The 16,756-nt window shown below is 71.5% G+C and carries 16 protein-coding genes and 1 tRNA gene; 7 read left to right on the top strand and 10 right to left on the bottom strand.

The genetic code is table 11. The annotated features are described in order from the left end of the window. Positions 1-19: 19 nt before the first annotated feature. From ACIRP7_RS11950 to ACIRP7_RS11960, 3 genes are all read left to right on the top strand, one after another. A complete protein-coding gene (locus ACIRP7_RS11950; protein ID WP_403656777.1) occupies positions 20-463 on the top strand; it encodes an ATP-binding protein in 444 nt (147 codons plus the stop codon). An 88-nt stretch (positions 464-551) separates the two neighbouring features. Further along, positions 552-1,502: an intradiol ring-cleavage dioxygenase gene (locus ACIRP7_RS11955; protein ID WP_403656780.1), complete on the top strand. Its 951-nt coding sequence runs from the start codon at positions 552-554 to the stop codon at positions 1,500-1,502. A gap of 9 nt (positions 1,503-1,511) precedes the next feature. Then, positions 1,512-2,345: a triphosphoribosyl-dephospho-CoA synthase gene (locus ACIRP7_RS11960; protein WP_403656783.1), complete on the top strand. Its 834-nt coding sequence runs from the start codon at positions 1,512-1,514 to the stop codon at positions 2,343-2,345. Between the two features lie 326 nt (positions 2,346-2,671). Here the strand turns inward: ACIRP7_RS11960 and ACIRP7_RS11965 are convergent, their stop codons facing one another. From ACIRP7_RS11965 to ACIRP7_RS11980, 4 genes are all read right to left on the bottom strand, one after another. After that, complete coding sequence (locus tag ACIRP7_RS11965; RefSeq protein ID WP_403656786.1) at positions 2,672-3,916, bottom strand: MFS transporter; 1,245 nt, start codon at positions 3,914-3,916, stop codon at positions 2,672-2,674. 52 nt (positions 3,917-3,968) lie between these two features. After that, a complete protein-coding gene (locus tag ACIRP7_RS11970; protein ID WP_403657143.1) occupies positions 3,969-5,312 on the bottom strand; it encodes a PLP-dependent aminotransferase family protein in 1,344 nt (447 codons plus the stop codon). 38 nt (positions 5,313-5,350) lie between these two features. Then, positions 5,351-6,820, bottom strand: a complete 1,470-nt coding sequence (locus tag ACIRP7_RS11975) for an aminopeptidase P family protein (protein ID WP_403656789.1) — start codon at positions 6,818-6,820, stop codon at positions 5,351-5,353. A gap of 82 nt (positions 6,821-6,902) precedes the next feature. Next, positions 6,903-8,414 (bottom strand): PP2C family protein-serine/threonine phosphatase, encoded by a 1,512-nt coding sequence (locus tag ACIRP7_RS11980; protein WP_403657146.1) that lies wholly within the window; start codon positions 8,412-8,414, stop codon positions 6,903-6,905. Positions 8,415-8,863: 449 nt separating this feature from the next. Here ACIRP7_RS11980 and ACIRP7_RS11985 point away from each other — a divergent pair, with 449 nt between their 5' ends. Together ACIRP7_RS11985 and ACIRP7_RS11990 are read left to right on the top strand one after the other, a co-directional pair. After that, on the top strand, positions 8,864-9,529 hold the full coding sequence (locus tag ACIRP7_RS11985) for a bifunctional DNA primase/polymerase (protein WP_403656792.1): 666 nt from the start codon (positions 8,864-8,866) through the stop codon (positions 9,527-9,529). 56 nt (positions 9,530-9,585) lie between these two features. Continuing rightward, positions 9,586-10,218 (top strand): hypothetical protein, encoded by a 633-nt coding sequence (locus ACIRP7_RS11990; RefSeq protein WP_403656795.1) that lies wholly within the window; start codon positions 9,586-9,588, stop codon positions 10,216-10,218. 302 nt (positions 10,219-10,520) lie between these two features. On the opposite strand, the gene ACIRP7_RS11995 is transcribed toward ACIRP7_RS11990, so the two are convergent. The 3 genes from ACIRP7_RS11995 to ACIRP7_RS12005 all read right to left on the bottom strand — a co-directional run bounded on the left by ACIRP7_RS11995 (position 10,521) and on the right by ACIRP7_RS12005 (position 13,155). Then, positions 10,521-11,510, bottom strand: coding sequence for a DUF5926 family protein (locus tag ACIRP7_RS11995; protein WP_403656798.1), 990 nt, complete (start codon positions 11,508-11,510; stop codon positions 10,521-10,523). A gap of 123 nt (positions 11,511-11,633) precedes the next feature. Next, complete coding sequence (locus ACIRP7_RS12000; protein ID WP_403656801.1) at positions 11,634-12,269, bottom strand: ATP-binding protein; 636 nt, start codon at positions 12,267-12,269, stop codon at positions 11,634-11,636. Positions 12,270-12,327: 58 nt separating this feature from the next. Continuing rightward, on the bottom strand, positions 12,328-13,155 hold the full coding sequence (locus tag ACIRP7_RS12005) for a glycerophosphodiester phosphodiesterase (protein ID WP_352391389.1): 828 nt from the start codon (positions 13,153-13,155) through the stop codon (positions 12,328-12,330). Positions 13,156-13,413: 258 nt separating this feature from the next. Here ACIRP7_RS12005 and ACIRP7_RS12010 point away from each other — a divergent pair, with 258 nt between their 5' ends. Both ACIRP7_RS12010 and ACIRP7_RS12015 read left to right on the top strand, forming a co-directional pair. After that, positions 13,414-14,892 (top strand): S1C family serine protease, encoded by a 1,479-nt coding sequence (locus ACIRP7_RS12010; RefSeq protein ID WP_403656805.1) that lies wholly within the window; start codon positions 13,414-13,416, stop codon positions 14,890-14,892. Positions 14,893-14,954: 62 nt separating this feature from the next. Next, positions 14,955-15,039 (top strand) — tRNA-Ser (locus tag ACIRP7_RS12015). 422 nt (positions 15,040-15,461) lie between these two features. Here ACIRP7_RS12015 and ACIRP7_RS12020 read toward each other — a convergent pair. From ACIRP7_RS12020 to ACIRP7_RS12030, 3 genes are all read right to left on the bottom strand, one after another. Beyond that, the gene (locus ACIRP7_RS12020; RefSeq protein WP_356105637.1) at positions 15,462-15,692 is read right to left on the bottom strand and encodes a chaplin family protein; all 231 of its coding nucleotides are present in this window, start codon (positions 15,690-15,692) and stop codon (positions 15,462-15,464) included. A 350-nt stretch (positions 15,693-16,042) separates the two neighbouring features. Further along, complete coding sequence (locus ACIRP7_RS12025) at positions 16,043-16,225, bottom strand: hypothetical protein (RefSeq protein WP_403656809.1); 183 nt, start codon at positions 16,223-16,225, stop codon at positions 16,043-16,045. A gap of 166 nt (positions 16,226-16,391) precedes the next feature. Next, the gene (locus ACIRP7_RS12030; protein WP_403656812.1) at positions 16,392-16,712 is read right to left on the bottom strand and encodes a hypothetical protein; all 321 of its coding nucleotides are present in this window, start codon (positions 16,710-16,712) and stop codon (positions 16,392-16,394) included. Positions 16,713-16,756: the final 44 nt, after the last annotated feature.

Here is a 16,756-nt window from a genome sequence, read left to right on the forward strand (position 1 = left end):
GCAGCCAGGAGGCTGGAGCATGAGCATCTGGTGGTCACTCCATTTGCGGCGCGAGGCTGCGAGCGTTCCGCTCGCCCGGCGTCTGCTGCTCGGCACCATGGAGACCGCGGGCGTCGACCCGGACGTCTCCTACGATCTCTCCCTCGCCCTCAGCGAGGCCTGCGCGAACGCCGTGGAGCACGGCGGGGAGAGCGGGCTGCAGGGCTCCACGGCGGCCTACCGGGTCACCGCCTACCTCGACGGCGAGAAGTGCCGCATCGAAGTCACCGACTCCGGCCCGGGCTTCTCGCCCGTGCGGCCGCCCCGCCCCACCCCCATGGAGGCGGAGAACGGGCGCGGCCTGTGTCTCATCCACGAACTCGCCGACCACGTCCAGATCGGGAACAAGCCGGGCCGTGGCGCCGTGGTGAGCTTCGACAAGATCCTCAAGTGGCGCAAGGACGCACCGCTGATGGCGGTGTGAACGGCGGGCTTCAGCTTTTTCAGCATCCTCAGGTCGCGCACAGCCTCCTCTCACCTTCCTGACGGACAGGATTCCTACGTTCCTGGTCATGACGGGAAACCACAGGAACTCCAGCATCACGCGGCGCCGCGCCCTCGCGGTGACCGGCGGGACGGTCGCGGCGGGCGGGCTCGCCGTCGCCGGGTACCAGTCGGCCTTCGCCGACACCACGGATGCCTCGGACTCCACAGTCAGCACGGAGTCGACGGCCACCGGTGCGTGCATGACGCTCATGTCGAGCGTCACCGAGGGGCCGTACTACCTCGACGGCGCCCTGGTCAGGAAGGACATCACCGAGGGCAAGAGCGGTGTCCCGCTGACGCTGCGCCTGACCGTCGTGGACGCCACCGACGGCTGCACGCCGGTCAAGGGCGCGGCCGTGGAGATCTGGCACTGCGACGCCTGGGGCTACTACTCCGGCTACACCACCGCCAACCCCGGCGGCTCCGCGCCCGCGGAGAGCGAGGACGGCTCGACCGCGAACGACAACACCTACCTGCGCGGCTACCAGATCGCGAACGCCAACGGGGTCGTGAAGTTCGAGACGATCTTCCCGGGCTGGTACACCCCGCGCACCTGCCACATCCACCTGAAGGTGCACACCGGCGGCGTGAAGGAGGACGGCACCTACGAGGGCGGCAAGGTCAACTACACCGGCCAGCTGTTCTTCGACGACACGATCGCCGAGGAGATCTTCACGCTGGAGCCCTACGCCAAGCACTCCGGCAGCTACACGACCCTCGACAACGACATGGTCTACGACGGTGGCGGCGCCGCCAGCGGCCTGCTCACCCTCAAGGCCGTGCACAAGGCCGACCCGTCCAAGGGTTACAAGGGCTCCCTGAGCCTCGCCATCGACCCGGACGCGGAGAACACGGGCGCGGGCAGCGGTGGTGGCGGGGAGGGCGGCGGTACGCCCCCGAGTGGCGCCCCGACGGACGGGCCCCCGAGCGGCACTCCGTCCGAAAGTGCCAGTCCCTCGGCCTCCGTGTCCTCGTAGGGTACGGCCATGAGCAGCCGCGAGGACGAGGCGCTGGCCCTGGCCGCCGTGGACGCGCTGACCGGTCAGCTGGCCCTGTCACCCAAGCCGGGCCTGCCCGACCCGCGCGACCTCGGGGCCCGCGCCACGAGCAGGGACCACTGTTCCCTGCGCTGGTCGGCCAAGGCACTCGCGCCCGGTCTCGCGGCGATGGCCGCCGCCGCCCGCCGCACCGGCGAGCCCAGCCCCCAGCTGCGCGCCGAACTGGGCGCGATCGGCCGGTGCACCGAGCATTCGGTGAGCCTGGCCGGCGGTGGCCACCGCGGTGCCCTGTGGACCCTCGGTCTGCTGGTAGCCGCGGCCGCCCTCGACCCGGGGGCGCGGTCCGAGGACGTGGCCACGGCCGCCAAGAAGATCGCCGCGCACAGCGACAAGCGGGCCCCGCGCCGGCCCTCCCGTGGCTCCTCGGTGTCAGCGAAGTACGGCGCCGCGGGCGCCCGGGGGGAGGCGCGGGCCGGATTCCCGCACGTACGGCGGGCGTTGGACGCGCTGACCAGGTCCCGCAAGGCGGGCGCCGACGAGGCCGAGGCCCGCCTGGACGCCCTGCTCACCGTGATGTCCACCCTCCAGGACACCGAACTCCTCTACACAGCGGGCCCCTTCGGCCTCCGCCACGTCCAGGCGGGCGCCCGCGGGGTCCTGGAGGCGGGCGGTACGACGACGGACGCGGGCCGCGAGGCCCTGCTCGCCCTCGACGCCGACCTCCACACACGCGCGTGGAGCCCTCGCGGCAGCGCGGGGCTGCTCGCGGGGGCACTGTTCGTGGACGCCCTTCCGGTGGGGACGGGCCCACGGCCCGCCTGACGCCGCCGGGCGCCCCGTCCCCGGAGAGGGGCTGGGCACCGCCCATGCACGAGCGCGCGCGACTGGACGCCGGTCGGCACCCGTGGGCGGCCCCGCCTGATGCCGCTGGGTGCCCGTGCACGCGCCCACGCGACGTCGGTCAGCGCCGAGCACGGCCCGCCCGATGCGGCGAGCGCCCTGGCGTGGCTCAGCCGCGATCGTCAGTGCCCGAGTGGAACCCGCGCCGCGATCGTCGGTGCCGAGCGCGACCCGCCCGGCGTCGGTCACCGCCCGAGCGTGGCTCAGCTGCCATCGTCAGTGCCCGAGCATGATCCACACCGTGACCGTCACCGCACAAGCACCCCCCGCCCCACCGCATCCCCCACTCCCGCCTCCGCTGCCCGCCCCGCGGCCCTCCTGGTCGCCGGGCCCATCGCGTACGACGCCACCAGCATCGCCCCGCCGAGCAGCAGCCAGCCCGGCGTGCCCCACTCCACGAGCAGGGTGGTCAGTACCAGTGGGCCGAGCGTCCGGGCCACCGTCACCCCGGTTCCGAAGAACCCCTGGTACTCGCCGACCCGCTCGGCCGGAGCCAGGTCGAAGGAGAGCTGCCAGGACCCCGCCGACTGGCCCATCTCGGCCACCACCTGCAGCACCGCCCCGACGACCAGCGCCCCCACGGCCACCCACGGCGAGGCCCCCGCCGACAGCGCGAACACCGCGCAGGCCGCCAGCATCACCCACCCCGACCGCCGCACCGCGCGCGTGGCCGACGCGAGCCCGGTCACCCCGCGGGCCATCCGCACCTGGAACACCATCACGGCCCCGGTGTTGAGCACGAACAGCGCGGAGACCAGCCAGGTGGGAGCCGCGGTCCGCTCGGCGATCCACAGCGGGATCCCCAGGCTCAGCAGAGGCATCCGCAGCAGCAGGACGGTGTTCAGCAGGGTGATCACGGCGTACGGCCGGTCGCGCAGCACACCGGAGCCCAGACGCTTCTCCACGGACCCGCGGGGCGCCACCGACGGCAGCCGCAGCAACAGCCCCGCACACACCAGGAAGCTCACCGCGTCCACCGCGAACACCCCGAGGTACGCCGCCCGTGTCCCCGCGTGCAGCGCCAGTCCGCCGAGCCCCGCCCCGACGGCAAGACCGGCGTTGAGCGTCGCCTGGAGGTGGGCCAGCAGTCCGGTCCGCTCCCCGGCGGACACCAGCCCCGCCAGCAGCGCCTGCCGAGCCGCGGCGAGCCCCGACTGCGCGGAGGCGTAGGCGCAGGCCGCCAGGACGAAGGGCACGAAGTCCCGCACCACCAGGAAGGACGCGACCGCCAGCCCCGTGGCCAGCGCCAGCAGCACCGCCGTACCGCGCGCCCCGCGCCGGTCCGCGAGCCGCCCGAGCGGCACTCCCACCACCGATCCGACCGCCCACCCGACAGTCAGCCCGAGGCCCACTCGCGCGGGGTCGAGCCCGACGACGTGCGTGAAGTACAGCGCCGACGTCACGTAATAGGCGCCGTCCCCGACGGAGTTGCTCAACTGTGCGAGCGCCAGGACACGTTGGGGCCCCGCGGGCGGGACGAGTGAGTTCGTCATGGGAACGACACTAGGAGGACAGTGGATCGATCGGCAGGCCCAATAAGGGGCCCTATGAGTGGCCCAATTCCAGCGCCCGGACCAGAGCTTCCAGTGCCTCCGGATACGCCCCCTCCCGAGGCGTCCCGTACCCCACGACGAGCCCCTCGCGACCCCGCCCCGCCGTATGCCAGTGCTCCCTGAGGGACCCCACCGCGAGCCCCTCGGCCGCGGCCTGTTCCAGCACCGCCGCCTCGTCTCCCACCTCGACCAGGGCGTGCAGCCCGGCCGCGATCCCCTGGACCCGCCACCGCGCCCCCAGCCGCTCCACGAGCCGGTCCCTGCGCCGCCGGTACCTGAGCCGGCACGCGCGTACGTGACCGTCGTAGGCGTGCGTGCGGATCAGCTCGGCGAGGGCCAGCTGCCCGATCGTCTCGGTGCTGTGGTCGCTGTGCAGCTTGGCGTCGGCGACGGGGCCGACGAGGTACGGCGGCAGCACCATCCACCCGAGCCGGAGCGCGGGTCCGAGTGTCTTGGACGCCGTCCCCAGGTAGGCGACCTGCCCCGGCGCCATCCCCTGGAGCGCCCCGACGGGCTGCCGGTCGTAGCGGAACTCCCCGTCGTAGTCGTCCTCGACGACCAGCGCCCCACGCGCGCGTGCCCAGTCGGTCAGCGCCCGCCGCCGCGAGGGGTGCAGTGTCACGCCGGTCGGGTACTGGTGGGCGGGAGTGACGACGACGGCCGCGGGGTCGCCCAGCGCGTCGACCTCGACGCCCCGCTCGTCGACCGGCACCGGCACCACCCGCCCACCGGCCCGCCGTACGACCTCCCGGTGGAAGGGCAGCCCGGGGTCCTCCATGGCGACGGTCCCGCCCTCCAGAACTCGCGTGAGCAGCGCGAGCCCTTGCACGGCCCCGGAGGTGACGACGATCCGTTCGGGAGAGGCGACGACCCCACGGGCCCGCCCGAGGTACTCCGCCAGGGCGACCCGCAGCTCGATACGGCCCAGGGGATCGCCGTAGTCGTACGCGGATACGGGCGCGGTGGCGACGGCCCGCCGTACCGCCCTGAGCCAGGCGGCGGCGGGGAAGGCGCCGACGTCGGGACTTCCGGGCCGCAGATCGAAAAGCGGCGCACGCGTGTGTGCACCGCTTCGAGGGGGACCGGCTTCTGCGGCGGGCAGAAGGGCCACGACCGTCCCCGACCCCTGCCGAGCGGTCAGATAGCCCTCGGCGATCAGCTGGTCGTATGCCGCCTTCACGGTCCCCCGGGACACCCCCAGCTCCTCGGCGAGCCGCCGGGTGGCGGGCAGCCGGGCGCCCGGAGCGAGCCGCCCGTCCCGGACGGCGTCGCGCAGGGCCCGCTCGAGCCCGGCACGACGCCCGTCAGGAGAGCTGATGTCGAGATGCAGGTCCACCGCGACCTGCTCGGTCACCTCTTCCGCGACCTGCTCGGTCACTTCTTCAGGGAAGCCATCCAGGCCTCGACCTCGTCGGACCGCCGGGGAAGGCCGTCCGAGAGGTTCCGGTTCCCCCCGTCGGTCACCAGGATGTCGTCCTCGATCCGCACCCCGATGCCCCGGTACTCCTCGGGCACGGTCAGATCGTCGGCCTGGAAGTACAGCCCGGGCTCGACGGTCAGCACCATCCCGGCCTCGAGGACCCCGTCCACATACGACTCCACGCGCGCGGCGGCGCAGTCGTGGACGTCCATGCCCAGCATGTGCCCGGTCCCGTGCAGCGTCCAGCGCCGCTGGAGCCCCAGCTCCAGCACCCGCTCCACCGGCCCCTCGACCAGCCCCCACTCCACGAGACGCTCGGTGAGCACCCGCTGGGCCGCGTCGTGGAAGTCCCGGTACTTCGCACCGGGCTTCACGGCCGCGATCCCGGCCTCCTGGGCGTCGTACACCGCGTCGTAGATCTTCTTCTGCACAGCGCTGAAACGGCCGTTGACCGGCAGGGTCCGCGTCACGTCGGCGGTGTAGTACGTGTGTGTCTCGACGCCCGCGTCGAGGAGCAGGAGATCACCGGAGCGCACGGGTCCGTCGTTGCGCACCCAGTGCAGGGTGCAGGCGTGCGGCCCGGCCGCGGCGATCGTGCCGTAGCCGACGTCGTTGCCCTCGACGCGCGCGCGGAGGAAGAACGTGCCCTCGATGTAGCGCTCGGAGGTGGCCTCGGCCTTGTCGAGGACCTTCACCACGTCCTCGAAGCCCCGCACCGTCGAGTCGACGGCCTTCTGGAGCTCCCCGATCTCGAACTCGTCCTTGACCAGCCGCGCCTCGGACAGGAAGACCCGCAGCTCCTCGTCCCGCTCGGCGGTGACCTTGTCGGTCAGCGCGGCCTCGATGCCGGCGTCGTAGCCGCGTACGACCCGCACCGGGCCGGTGGCCTCGCGCAGCGCGTCCGCCAGCTCGCGCACGTCGGACACGGGGACGCCGTACAGCTTCTCCGACTCGGTGAGCGAGTGCCGCCGCCCGACCCACAGCTCGCCCTGACCGGAGAGCCAGAACTCACCGTTCTCGCGGTCGGAGCGCGGCAGGAGGTAGAGCGTGGCGGTGTGACCACCGGAGGGGGCCGGCTCCAGGACGAGCACGCCGTCCTCGGTCTGGTTTCCCGTGAGGTAGGCGTATTCGACGGAGGCCCGGAAGGGGTACTCGGTGTCGTTGGAGCGGGTCTTCAGGTTGCCCGCGGGGATCACCAGCCGGTCGCCCGGGAAGCGCGCGGAGAGCGCCGCACGGCGGGCCGCGGTCTCGGCGGCCTGCGCGATCGGCTCCAGGTCGTGCAGTTCCGTGTCGGCCCAGCCGGACTTCATGCTCTCGGCCAGCTCGTCGGAGACCCCCGGGTACAGGCCGTTCTTACGCTTCTTGATCGGCTCTTCCGACTCTTCCGGGTTGCTCTCCGGGTTGAGTTCGTCGGCCACGGTCATCCTCCTTGAAACGGCACTGGACCCCGTCCATCGTACGGTCGTACGGAAGGGGGCCCAGGGCCGGAAGACCTGTTACCACCTGCTACTCGAAGTGAGCCGCGAGCAGGACGACGTCCTCCTCGGAGTCCGCCCGGTCCAGGCCGTCCGGCAGCACGGCCCGCAGCACATGGTCGGCGACGGCGTCGGGGTCGGCGCGCAGTGCCCTCGGCACCCCGGCCGCCGCCGCGTGCAGGCGGGCGAAGGCGCGGTCGGTGGGGTCGCCGGTGCGGTGCAGCAGCCCGTCGGTGTACAGCAGAACCGTCTCTCCCGGTTCGGCGCACAGCTCGACGCTCGGCGCCTCCCAGCAGGTGAGCATGCCCAGCGGCGCGGACACGGAGGTCTCCACGAACTCGGTGCGCCGCTCGCCGATCAGCAGCGGCGGACAGTGCCCGGCACCGGCCAGCGTGATCTTGCGCAGCGCGGGCTCGCAGTAGGCGAACAGGGCGGTGGCACAGCGGGCGGGCTCGGTCAGCCGCAGCAGCAGCTCCAGGTCGGACAGGACCGCGACCGGGTCCTCGCCCTCCATCACGGCGTACGCCCTCAGGGAGGCTCTCAGGCGTCCCATCGCGGCGATCGCGCTCGGGCCGCTGCCGGTCACCGAACCGACCGCGAGGCCGAGTGCCGCGTCCGGCAGCGGCAGCGCGTCGTACCAGTCGCCGCCGCCGCGGGGGCCGGTGCGGTGCCGGGCGGCGAGCCGGACGCCGGCGACGCGGGGGAGCCGGGACGGCAGCAGCTCCTCGGCCATCGTCGCCATGGACGCGCGCGTGCGCTCGACTTCCAGGAGCCGGGCCAGGTGCTCGGTGGCGTAGCGGACGTACAGGCCGACGAGGTGGCGGCGGCGCTCGGAGGGTTCGGCGGGCTCGTCGTAGAGCCACACGGCGGCACCGAGGCGGCCGGCGTCGTCGGTGGACAGGGGGAGCGCGTAGCAGGCCGCGTAGCCGAGGCGGGCGGCCACCTCGCGGTGGCGCGGGTCGAGGCCGTCCTCGGCGAGCAGGTCGGGCTGGGCGATCTCGCCGTCGCCGCCGGGCAGTCCGTCGAGGATGCGGCCGTACGACATGGCGCTGCGCGGCACGGTCTCGATGTGTCCGAGGTCGGCGCGGGCGAGTCCGAGGCCGATGGTGGTGTCGGGGCCCAGACGGTCGTCCGGTTCGAGGACGACGAGCCCGCGCCGGGCTCCTACCAGGGCGGCGCCGGCACGCAGCAGTTCCTGGAGGGCTTCGGACAGGGCGTCCGTGCGGACCAGGCGTTCGGTGAGTTCGTGCAGGGTCGTCAGATCGGAGACCCAGCCGGCGAGCCGGTCCTGGAGCAGGGCACCGGGCGCGTTCGGTACGGGGACCGCGGGGGTACCCGGGGCAGCAGGCGCGGGCGCGACAGTGTGTGCCGGTGCGGGAACCGTTGAATCGATTCCAGCCACTTTCGAAGGGTGAGGGGCGTTCATGGTGTCCGGCTTTCCGACCGGTGCGTATTGCTCAAAAGCATCGCAAACCCCCATGTCATTCTGCGCCGCTAGCAGTGTCTCCACATGTACACGCACTCGTAAGGAGATGTCCAGCATTGTCCTGCTGGGATTACTGGTGTCCGTGAGCAACTGGGGGAGGGTGGGGCGATGGGCAAAGTTGGCTTAAAACTGCTTCGGGTTACGGTGTATTGAGGTCGACTGGCCTTGCTCCACAGAGCGTCACAGCGGTCGTGATGGGTACGTACTCGGTAAGGGCCAGGGGTGGTGGACCGTCACCCGGAACCTGGTGACCGACCCGAGCGTCTTAGCCACCGACGATCGTGCCCCATCCTCCCGTGGCGGAGGCGGAGAGAAATACGCGGGACGGCAAACGCCAGACTTCGCCACCCCCCGCCACGCCCATGCTTTTGATACGCAGTATGGGGTTCCCCTTGTCTCGGACAAGGGTGTGATGCGCCAACAGGTACGCACAGTGAAGTGATCGACACATGGTGTGATGTGGTCCACGGTGTTGCCAGCGGTGCAACGGAAAGGAACGAGCGCTCATGCGCGAGATCCTCGGAAGGCGACGCAGGCTCCTGTCCCAGCGCAGCGACGGAAGGCCTGAATTGTTCAGCGCGGCCCTGACCTTCGCCAAGGAATGGCAGTGGCCTGTACTCCCGGGTGTGGCACCGGACCCGGAGGGCCGGGCCCGCTGCGGATGTCCCGACCCGGAGTGCACGGTCCCGGGCGCCCACCCCTTCGACCCGGGCCTGCTCGCGGCCACCACAAACGAGCGCATGGTGCGCTGGTGGTGGACCAACCGCCCGGCCGCGCCGATCATCCTGGCCACTGGTGGCAGCGCCCCCTGCGCGGTCAGCCTGCCGGCCCTCCCGGCCGCCCGCGCCCTGGCCGCCCTCGACGCCCAGGGCATGCGCCTCGGCCCGGTGATCGCGGCGCCGACCCGCTGGGCGATTTTGGTCAAGCCGTACTCCATGGAGCAGCTGGGCGAACTGCTGTACGCCCAGGACCACGTCCCGGGCTCCCTCCGCTTCCACGGCGAGGGCGGTTACCTCGCCCTGCCCCCGTCCGAGACCGGGCACGGCGACATCACCTGGGAGCGGGCCCCGCTCCCAGGCTCGGCCTCCCCCTGGGTCCCCGATGTCGAGGCCGTGGTGGACGCCGTGGTCGAGGCCCTCACTCGTACGGGTGTGAGCGCACCCGAGTTGTAGGGGTGTCGGGCGCGGGCGGAACCGGGTGCCCGTGATCGGTCGTTATCGTCCGCTCCATGCTGCCTCATTCCGGGGGACGACCCCCAGACCCCCGCTGGGTTCGTCTGCTTGCCCTGTCGGGAGTCGTGGTGTGCGCCGTCGTGCTGCCCCTGGCCGTGGCCTCCGCGGGACAGGTGGGCGACGGAGGTCGCACGGTCGTACGCGATCTCGTGCGCTCCTCCACGGCGCATCCCGCCGTACGGCCTTCCGCTGAGCCCTCCGGGGTACGGCCTTCCGCGGCCGATGACCACAAGGCGCCTCTCGCCGCCCCCGGCCGCTCCCCGCTGCTGCTCGGCGTGGGACTGGCCACCGCCGCGCGCTGCGGCCCCGAACTGACCTCCGCCGACGGCATCGAGGCGCAGAGCTGTGTGCTCACGCAGGGCGAGGAGACCTGGGCGCGGACCTACTACCGCAACGCGACCGGCGCCGCGCTGGACGCCGCGCTCAGCTTCATGGGGCCTGGCGGACGCACTGTGCAGTTGCACTGCGCGATCGACGCCGGGGACGAGCCGGACAGCTGTGAGACGCCACGGGAGCACACCCGGGGGGCGCCGGCCGACTACACGGCGGTCGCGGAGTTCGCCCGGCGGGGCAGCAGACCCCTGCTGCTGCGGGCCGGGAGCAACTCCGGGGAAAACACGGGAAGTTGACGCCCGACGACGTTCCGTAAAGCGGCCCGGGCACAGAAAGACCCGGTTGCTGGCGACGGGGGATGCACCAGCAACCGGGCTATTGGAACCGTAACAAGAGATCGCCCGTTCGCAAATTCGACCGCGGCGCTCCCTGGCTGATTCGGACACCGATTCGCCTTCTCCTGAGGGAAGTTGTGAACGGAGTCGGTGGGTCCGTGAGGGTTCGGTGGGGGGGGGGGGGGGGGGCGGGGCCCCCCGGGGGGGGGGGGGGGCTGGGGGGGGGGGGGGGGGGCCCGGCCGGCCCCCCCCCCCCGGTTCCGTCAACTCAGCGTGACCTGGCGGTTGGTGAGGCCGCCACGGGCGCGGCGCTCGTCGGCCGTCAGCGGAGCGTCCGTGGCCAGAGCGCCCGCGAGGCGCTCGGCGAACTCGGCGGCCGGCTTCTCGATGTCCTCCGCGGTGACCCCGCTCGGCAGGTCCCAGACCGGGACGGTGAGGCCGTGGGCACGGAAGGAACCGACGAGCCGGGTGCCCTCGCCGAGGCTCGACCTCCCGGCCGCGTGCAGTCGCGCGAGCGCGTCCAGAAGTTGCTCCTCGGGATGCGGCATCACCCAGCGCAGGTGGTTCTTGTCCGGGGTCTCGCACCAGTAGGCGGCATCGACTCCGGTCAGCCGGACGGTCGGGATGGCCGCGGCGTTGGCCCGCTCCAGGGAGGCGGTCACCTCGGGCGTGGCGTTCTCCGCGTCCGGGACCCAGAACTCGAAGCCCTCGTGCACAACTGGCTCGAACGCGCCTTCGGGATCGAGCAGGTCCTGCAGTCGCGGACCGTCGGCGGGAGCGCGCCGGCCCTCGACCGGGGTGCCAGGAGCCGCCGTGAGCGCGCGCTGGAGGGTGTCGGCGAGATCGCGGCTGATGTCGCCGGACGCCGTGTCGTTCTGCAGACCGAGCAGGACCGAGCCGTCGTCGCGGCGCAGGGCGGGCCAGGCCATCGGCAGGACGGTGGCCAGCGTGACCGACGGGACGCCCTCGGGCAGGCCGCTCCTGAGGGTCAGTTCGACCGTGGCGGCGGGGACCAGCTCGCGCAGGGCCACCCAGTCGCCCTCGCCGGCGAGGCCCTCGAACGGGCGGTGCACCAGCTCGGTCGCGGCCTGCGCGGCGGCCCGGCCGTGGCAGGCCTTGTAGCGGCGGCCGCTTCCGCACGGGCAGGGTTCGCGGGCGCCGACGACCGGAATCTGACCATCAGCGCCGACGGCGCGGGCGCCGTCCGTGCTCTGCGGGCGCTTGGCCTTCGTCTGGGGTCGCTTCTTGGCCATCGTGGCTGTCTCCCGGTTACGGCTCGTCTCGTACGGGCGCGAGCCTAGCCGCTCGCGACGTGGCCGACGGGAGCCTGTGGACAACCACCGGGTGTCCCTCGCGGACGCTCCGTCCGGGACGCCTCAGTCGAGATCGTCGAACGCGTCCGAGAAGTCCAGGTCGGGTATCGCGACCGACGGGGCCACGACACGGGTCGCGAAGTCGGCGCGGCGGCACCCGGTGTCCGGATCGTGAACGTCCGAGCGGACGATCACCCAGACCGTGACCTCGCCCCGGGCGTCGTCCCTGACGCCCCAGTCGTCGGCCAGCGCGGTGATGATGTTGAGCCCGCGGCCGCCGTGTGCGGTGACCGAGGGCGTGGCCGGAGCCGGGCGCGTGGGCCCACCGCCGTCCGTCACCTCGACCGTGAGCCTGCCGGTGCCGTCCACCCGCCAGGCGGCGCGGACGTCACCGTCGCCGGCCAGGGCGTCGCCCAGCGGCCGGCCGTGCTTGCACGCGTTGCTCAAGAGTTCGGAAAGAATCAGTACGGCGTCGTCGATGACCGATTCCGCCACGCCACCCCTGCGCAGCTGCACGCGCATACGGTGTCTCGCTTCCCCCACGCCCGCAGGGCCATGGGGTATGGCCATGCTCGACGACGTGGGCACCTCCTGTGCCACCACAAACGCCACCCCCGAGACCTCCTTCGCCCCACGCCACGGTGTGGATGCCCCATTGGCCTGTACCGGAAACCGGCCAGTCACCTTCCGCCGACGCATTCGTCACGGTCGAACACGCACCGAACGCGCCGGGGCACACCCTGTGACGGAGGGGACCTCAGCGGCCCAGCTGGTCGAGCACCGCGCGCGGGCGGTTGGTGATGATGGCGTCGACGCCCAGCTCGACGCAGAGGTCCACGTCCTCGGGCTCGTTCACGGTCCACACGTGCACCTGGTGGCCCGCCCGCTTCAGGCGCTCGATGTACCCGGGGTGATTGCGCACGATCCGGATCGAGGGCCCCGCGATCCGTACCCCCGCGGGCAGCCGGCCGTCCCGCAGTCGCGGTGAGACGAACTGGAGCAGATAGACCGTCGGCAGGTTCGGCGAGGCGGCACGCACGCGATGCAGCGACCGGGCCGAGAAACTCATGACCCTGATCGGCGACTCGGCGGCCGAGGCGGGGGCGTCCAGGCCGAACCGCTTCAACAGCTCGAGCAGCCGCTCCTCGACCTGGCCCGCCCAGCGCGTCGGGTGCTTGGTCTCGATGGCCATCTCCACCCGCCGCCCCGCGTCGGCGACGAGTTCGAGCAGCCGCTCCAGGGTGAGCACGGAGGTGTCCTCGCGGTCCTCGGGCCGGTACACCCAGTCCGGCTCCTCGTCCCGGGTGCGCCAGAACTCCCGGGTCCTGCGCGAGCCGAAGTCGAGGGCGGCGAGGTCGGCGAGCTCCAGGGCGGAGACCGCGCCGCGGCCGTTGGACGTACGGTTGACCCGTCGGTCGTGGACGCACACGAGATGACCGTCGGCCGTGAGGCGTACATCGCATTCGAGGGCGTCCGCCCCGTCCTCGATCGCCTTCCGGTAGGCGGCGAGCGTGTGCTCGGGAGCGTCTTCCGAGGCTCCGCGGTGGGCGACGACTTGAGTCAGCTGCTGCCGTGCGTGGGTCACCGCGTCATGGTGCCACCGCTCGGGGGTACGCGTGCGAACGGAGGCATATGGATTGCGCCTCATTTGTCTTGCATGGCCTATATAAAGAGCAGCCGCAGACCCACAGGCACCGCTTATGGTGCCCTGACGGCCTGTGGGAAAAGCTGACGGCATACAAAAGGACATGCACAGCTGACGCACGCCGGACACGAATGCGGCCTGGCCGGGCGTGACCGAGTGCGACCGACAATCGACAGCCGTGGACCGAGGAGAGAAGCTGTGAGCACCGAGAACGAGGGCACCGCGGTACCCCCCGCCCCGTCCGCACCCCCCGTGCCGGTGGACGCTCCCGCGGCTTCGGCACACCAGGCCTCCGGCGCGGGCGCCTCCACCCCCCAGGCCCCGCAGCACACCTCCGTCGGTGGCCAGGACCCGGAACTCGTGCACGCGGGAGCGGCTCCGGCGTACGCCTCGACGGAGGGACAGCCGCACGGTGGCGCGGGCGGTCCCGAGGGCGCCTGGCCGCCCCCGCGGCCGCCGCAGGCTCCGGGCACCCCGTCGTACGCCGACGGCGGTGCGGGCGGCGCCGGTCCGACGGGTGTCTGGGGCGAGGGCTACCAGCAGCCCGCACCGAAGCCGAAGAGCGGCCGCGGTGGTCTCGTCGCCGCGATCCTGGTGGCCGCTCTGGTCGCGGGCGGCCTCGGCGGCGGTCTCGGCTACACCTTGGCCAAGAACAACGACAACGGCTCCTCCACGACCCTCTCCGCCTCCGACAGCGGCGGCAGCGTCAAGCGTGACGCCGGCACCGTCGCGGGCGTGGTGCAAAGGGCCCTGCCCAGCACGGTCACCATCGTGGCGGAGTCCACCAGCGGCGAGGGCGGCACCGGAACCGGGTTCGTCTTCGACAAGCAGGGCCACATCGTCACCAACAACCACGTGGTCGCCGACGCGGTCGACGGCGGCAAGCTGACCGCCACCTTCCCGAACGGCAAGAAGTACGACGCCGAGGTGGTCGGCCACGCGCAGGGCTACGACGTGGCGGTCATCAAGCTCAAGAACGCGCCGAGCGACCTCAAGCCGCTCACGCTGGGCAACTCCGACCAGGTGGCGGTCGGCGACTCCACGATCGCGATCGGCGCCCCCTTCGGTCTGTCGAACACCGTCACGACGGGCATCATCAGCGCGAAGAACCGCCCGGTGGCCTCCAGCGACGGCAGCGGCAGCAACGCCTCCTACATGAGCGCGCTGCAGACGGACGCGTCGATCAACCCGGGCAACTCGGGAGGCCCCCTCCTGGACGCGCACGGCAGCGTGATCGGCATCAACTCCGCGATCCAGTCCACCAGTGGCGGCGGCCTCGGCGGCACCAGCCAGTCCGGCTCGATCGGCCTCGGCTTCGCCATCCCGATCAACCAGGCCAAGTACGTCGCCCAGCAGCTGATCCAGACCGGCAAGCCGGTCTACGCCAAGATCGGCGCGTCCGTCTCCCTGGCGGACTCCACCGGCGGCGCGAAGATCACCACCGAGGGTGCCGGCGGCTCCGCCCCGGTCGAGGCGGGCGGCCCCGCCGCGAAGGCCGGCCTCAAGCCCGGCGACGTCATCACCAAGCTGGACGACCACGTCATCGACTCCGGCCCCACCCTGATCGGCGAGATCTGGACCCACAAGCCCGGCGACAAGGTCAAGGTCACCTACGAGCGCGACGGCCAGACCCACACGGTCGATCTCACCCTGGGCTCCCGCACGGGCGACAGCTGATCCCACCCGCCCGCCCCGGACCCGTTACTCTGGTCCCCGCGCCACGATCACCGACGGCGCGGGGTGGGTTGCCCGAGCGGCCTAAGGGAACGGTCTTGAAAACCGTCGTGGCGCGAGTCACCGTGGGTTCAAATCCCACACCCACCGCATCGCAGGTCAGAGACTTGCAGGTCAGAAGGGGTGCCACTCTCCGGAGCGGCACCCCTTCGGCGTGCCCGTGTCTCACCCTGGTTCGCCCGTATCTCAACTTTGACCAGTGCGTATGGGCCATCTGTGGGCCAGGATCAGGATGAAGAACTGTTTCCTGTGTTCAACGACGTGACGGGCTGACGGGCGTCTGTCGTGTGCCATCCTCCGGAGAGCGCCTAGCGAGACGAGCCTATTCGTAGCTTTTCCTGCAAAGACGGGAGGAGGTGGGTCGCCCATGGCTGTGCTCCTTAAGACTGGAGCCCAGGTCGGGCCTCCCCCAGAGTCCTTGTGGCCTAGTGCGGGGCCGTCGAACCTCCGGGTTTCCCGCTCCTCAGCCACTCGGCCTTTGGCGTCGGTGATCCGATCCCATGACGCACCCATCAGAAGTGGAACTGCGAGAGCAACGTCGTGACGCTGACGTTGCCCGTGTTGCCCTTGACCTGACCGTTGACGCAGGTCTGACCATGGGCCGGATTACCGCTGCTGCCGACGTTCACGGAGTTGCCGCAGACGTTCGTAGCGGCTTCCGCAGTCCCGCCGGTCGCGGCGAGTCCGCCGAAAGCCAGCAGACCGCTCACGCCCGCGACTGCGGCTATGCGCTTGAGCTTCATGTCGCCCTCCTACGGGGTTTGCTGACTACCCGCCCACTGGTTGAGCGTGGCGGCGAGCTCACAGCTTTGCGCTAGGGGCGCGGCTTCTTCTGTTGTTGTGCGCGGCTCACCGTGCGAAGAAGGAGCCGCTGCGCGGCACGTCCTTCGGGCGGTGCTGCGCACCGAACAGCATGGATTTCTCCTCTTTGGTTCGCCCTCCCATCTCAGGGAGAGACGAACCGCTCGCTTCGCGCCACCGAAGCGAACTCACCGCCACTTGGTTGGCGATGCCGCCCTTGGGGATGCAGGGCGGGAGGGTGGTTCGACCCCTACTTCGACGATACGACCCGATGAATCAGGATAAAAGGGGTCTACTCGACGATCGGCTGAGGGTTGTCACTCCGTCCGGCCGCGACGGGCTGGTCACCCCTCGTCCAGCGCGCGGGCATCAGGCGGTTGGACTGCTGCTGGCCGCCCTTGAGGATCTTCGCGTAGAACCGGTACAGCACGGCGATGCTGTGGTCGGCGCGTGCGGCGACTTCCGCGGGGTCCACCCCCGATTTGATCCAGAGGGAGACTCCCGCGTGCCGGAGGGAGTGGCCGAAGGCAGGAGCGCGGGCGCAGCCGGTCCGGAGAGGCACCCCGGTGTGCCCGTGTCTCACCCTGGTTCGCCGGTGTCCCGCCTTTGACCAGCATGTGCGGCCAACCTGCGGCCAGGACTTACGTCCCCTGCGTCGACCCCAATGCACTGCTGGGAAGGTCGTCATCGTGGGTGTCGGCTATGAGTTCGGCGAGGGTGAAGTGGGCCTCGTGGTTCGACCGTCGGCTTTCGACGCGCACGACGTAGCTGCGCTCGGACACGCGGAAGACCCGTCTTCTCTGACGGCGGCGCCCTGCTTCGGTGAGGGCCGCCGCACAGGTGTCGACGATCTGCAGCATCACGGCAAGGGCTTGCGCCTCGGTCCCTTCCAGTTCCTTGTGGATGTTGTACCGGAAGGCTTCCGCTTCACCGTCAGCCTTCACGATGGCCCATCGGGGCATGGTGTTCTCCAGTCCGTGAGACGACGTGAGCCGCGAAGTCCCGT

The sequence above is a fragment of the Streptomyces sp. NPDC102270 genome, from assembly GCF_044766405.1.
In the GTDB taxonomy this organism is placed as follows: domain Bacteria; phylum Actinomycetota; class Actinomycetes; order Streptomycetales; family Streptomycetaceae; genus Streptomyces.

Excerpts from the sequence above, each read along its gene's own strand:
- ACIRP7_RS11960 (WP_403656783.1), top strand. The coding sequence starts at position 1,512 with ATGAGCAGCCGCGAGGACGAGGCGCTGGCCCTGGCCGCCGTGGACGCG.
- ACIRP7_RS11990 (WP_403656795.1), top strand. The coding sequence starts at position 9,586 with ATGCTGCCTCATTCCGGGGGACGACCCCCAGACCCCCGCTGGGTTCGT.
- ACIRP7_RS11980 (WP_403657146.1), bottom strand. The coding sequence starts at position 8,414 with ATGCTGGACATCTCCTTACGAGTGCGTGTACATGTGGAGACACTGCTA.
- ACIRP7_RS11955 (WP_403656780.1), top strand. The coding sequence starts at position 552 with ATGACGGGAAACCACAGGAACTCCAGCATCACGCGGCGCCGCGCCCTC.
- ACIRP7_RS11950 (WP_403656777.1), top strand. The coding sequence starts at position 20 with ATGAGCATCTGGTGGTCACTCCATTTGCGGCGCGAGGCTGCGAGCGTT.
- ACIRP7_RS12000 (WP_403656801.1), bottom strand. The coding sequence starts at position 12,269 with ATGCGTCGGCGGAAGGTGACTGGCCGGTTTCCGGTACAGGCCAATGGG.
- ACIRP7_RS12030 (WP_403656812.1), bottom strand. The coding sequence starts at position 16,712 with ATGCCCCGATGGGCCATCGTGAAGGCTGACGGTGAAGCGGAAGCCTTC.
- ACIRP7_RS11965 (WP_403656786.1), bottom strand. The coding sequence starts at position 3,916 with ATGACGAACTCACTCGTCCCGCCCGCGGGGCCCCAACGTGTCCTGGCG.
- ACIRP7_RS11995 (WP_403656798.1), bottom strand. The coding sequence starts at position 11,510 with ATGGCCAAGAAGCGACCCCAGACGAAGGCCAAGCGCCCGCAGAGCACG.
- ACIRP7_RS12020 (WP_356105637.1), bottom strand. The coding sequence starts at position 15,692 with ATGAAGCTCAAGCGCATAGCCGCAGTCGCGGGCGTGAGCGGTCTGCTG.
- ACIRP7_RS11975 (WP_403656789.1), bottom strand. The coding sequence starts at position 6,820 with ATGACCGTGGCCGACGAACTCAACCCGGAGAGCAACCCGGAAGAGTCG.
- ACIRP7_RS11985 (WP_403656792.1), top strand. The coding sequence starts at position 8,864 with ATGCGCGAGATCCTCGGAAGGCGACGCAGGCTCCTGTCCCAGCGCAGC.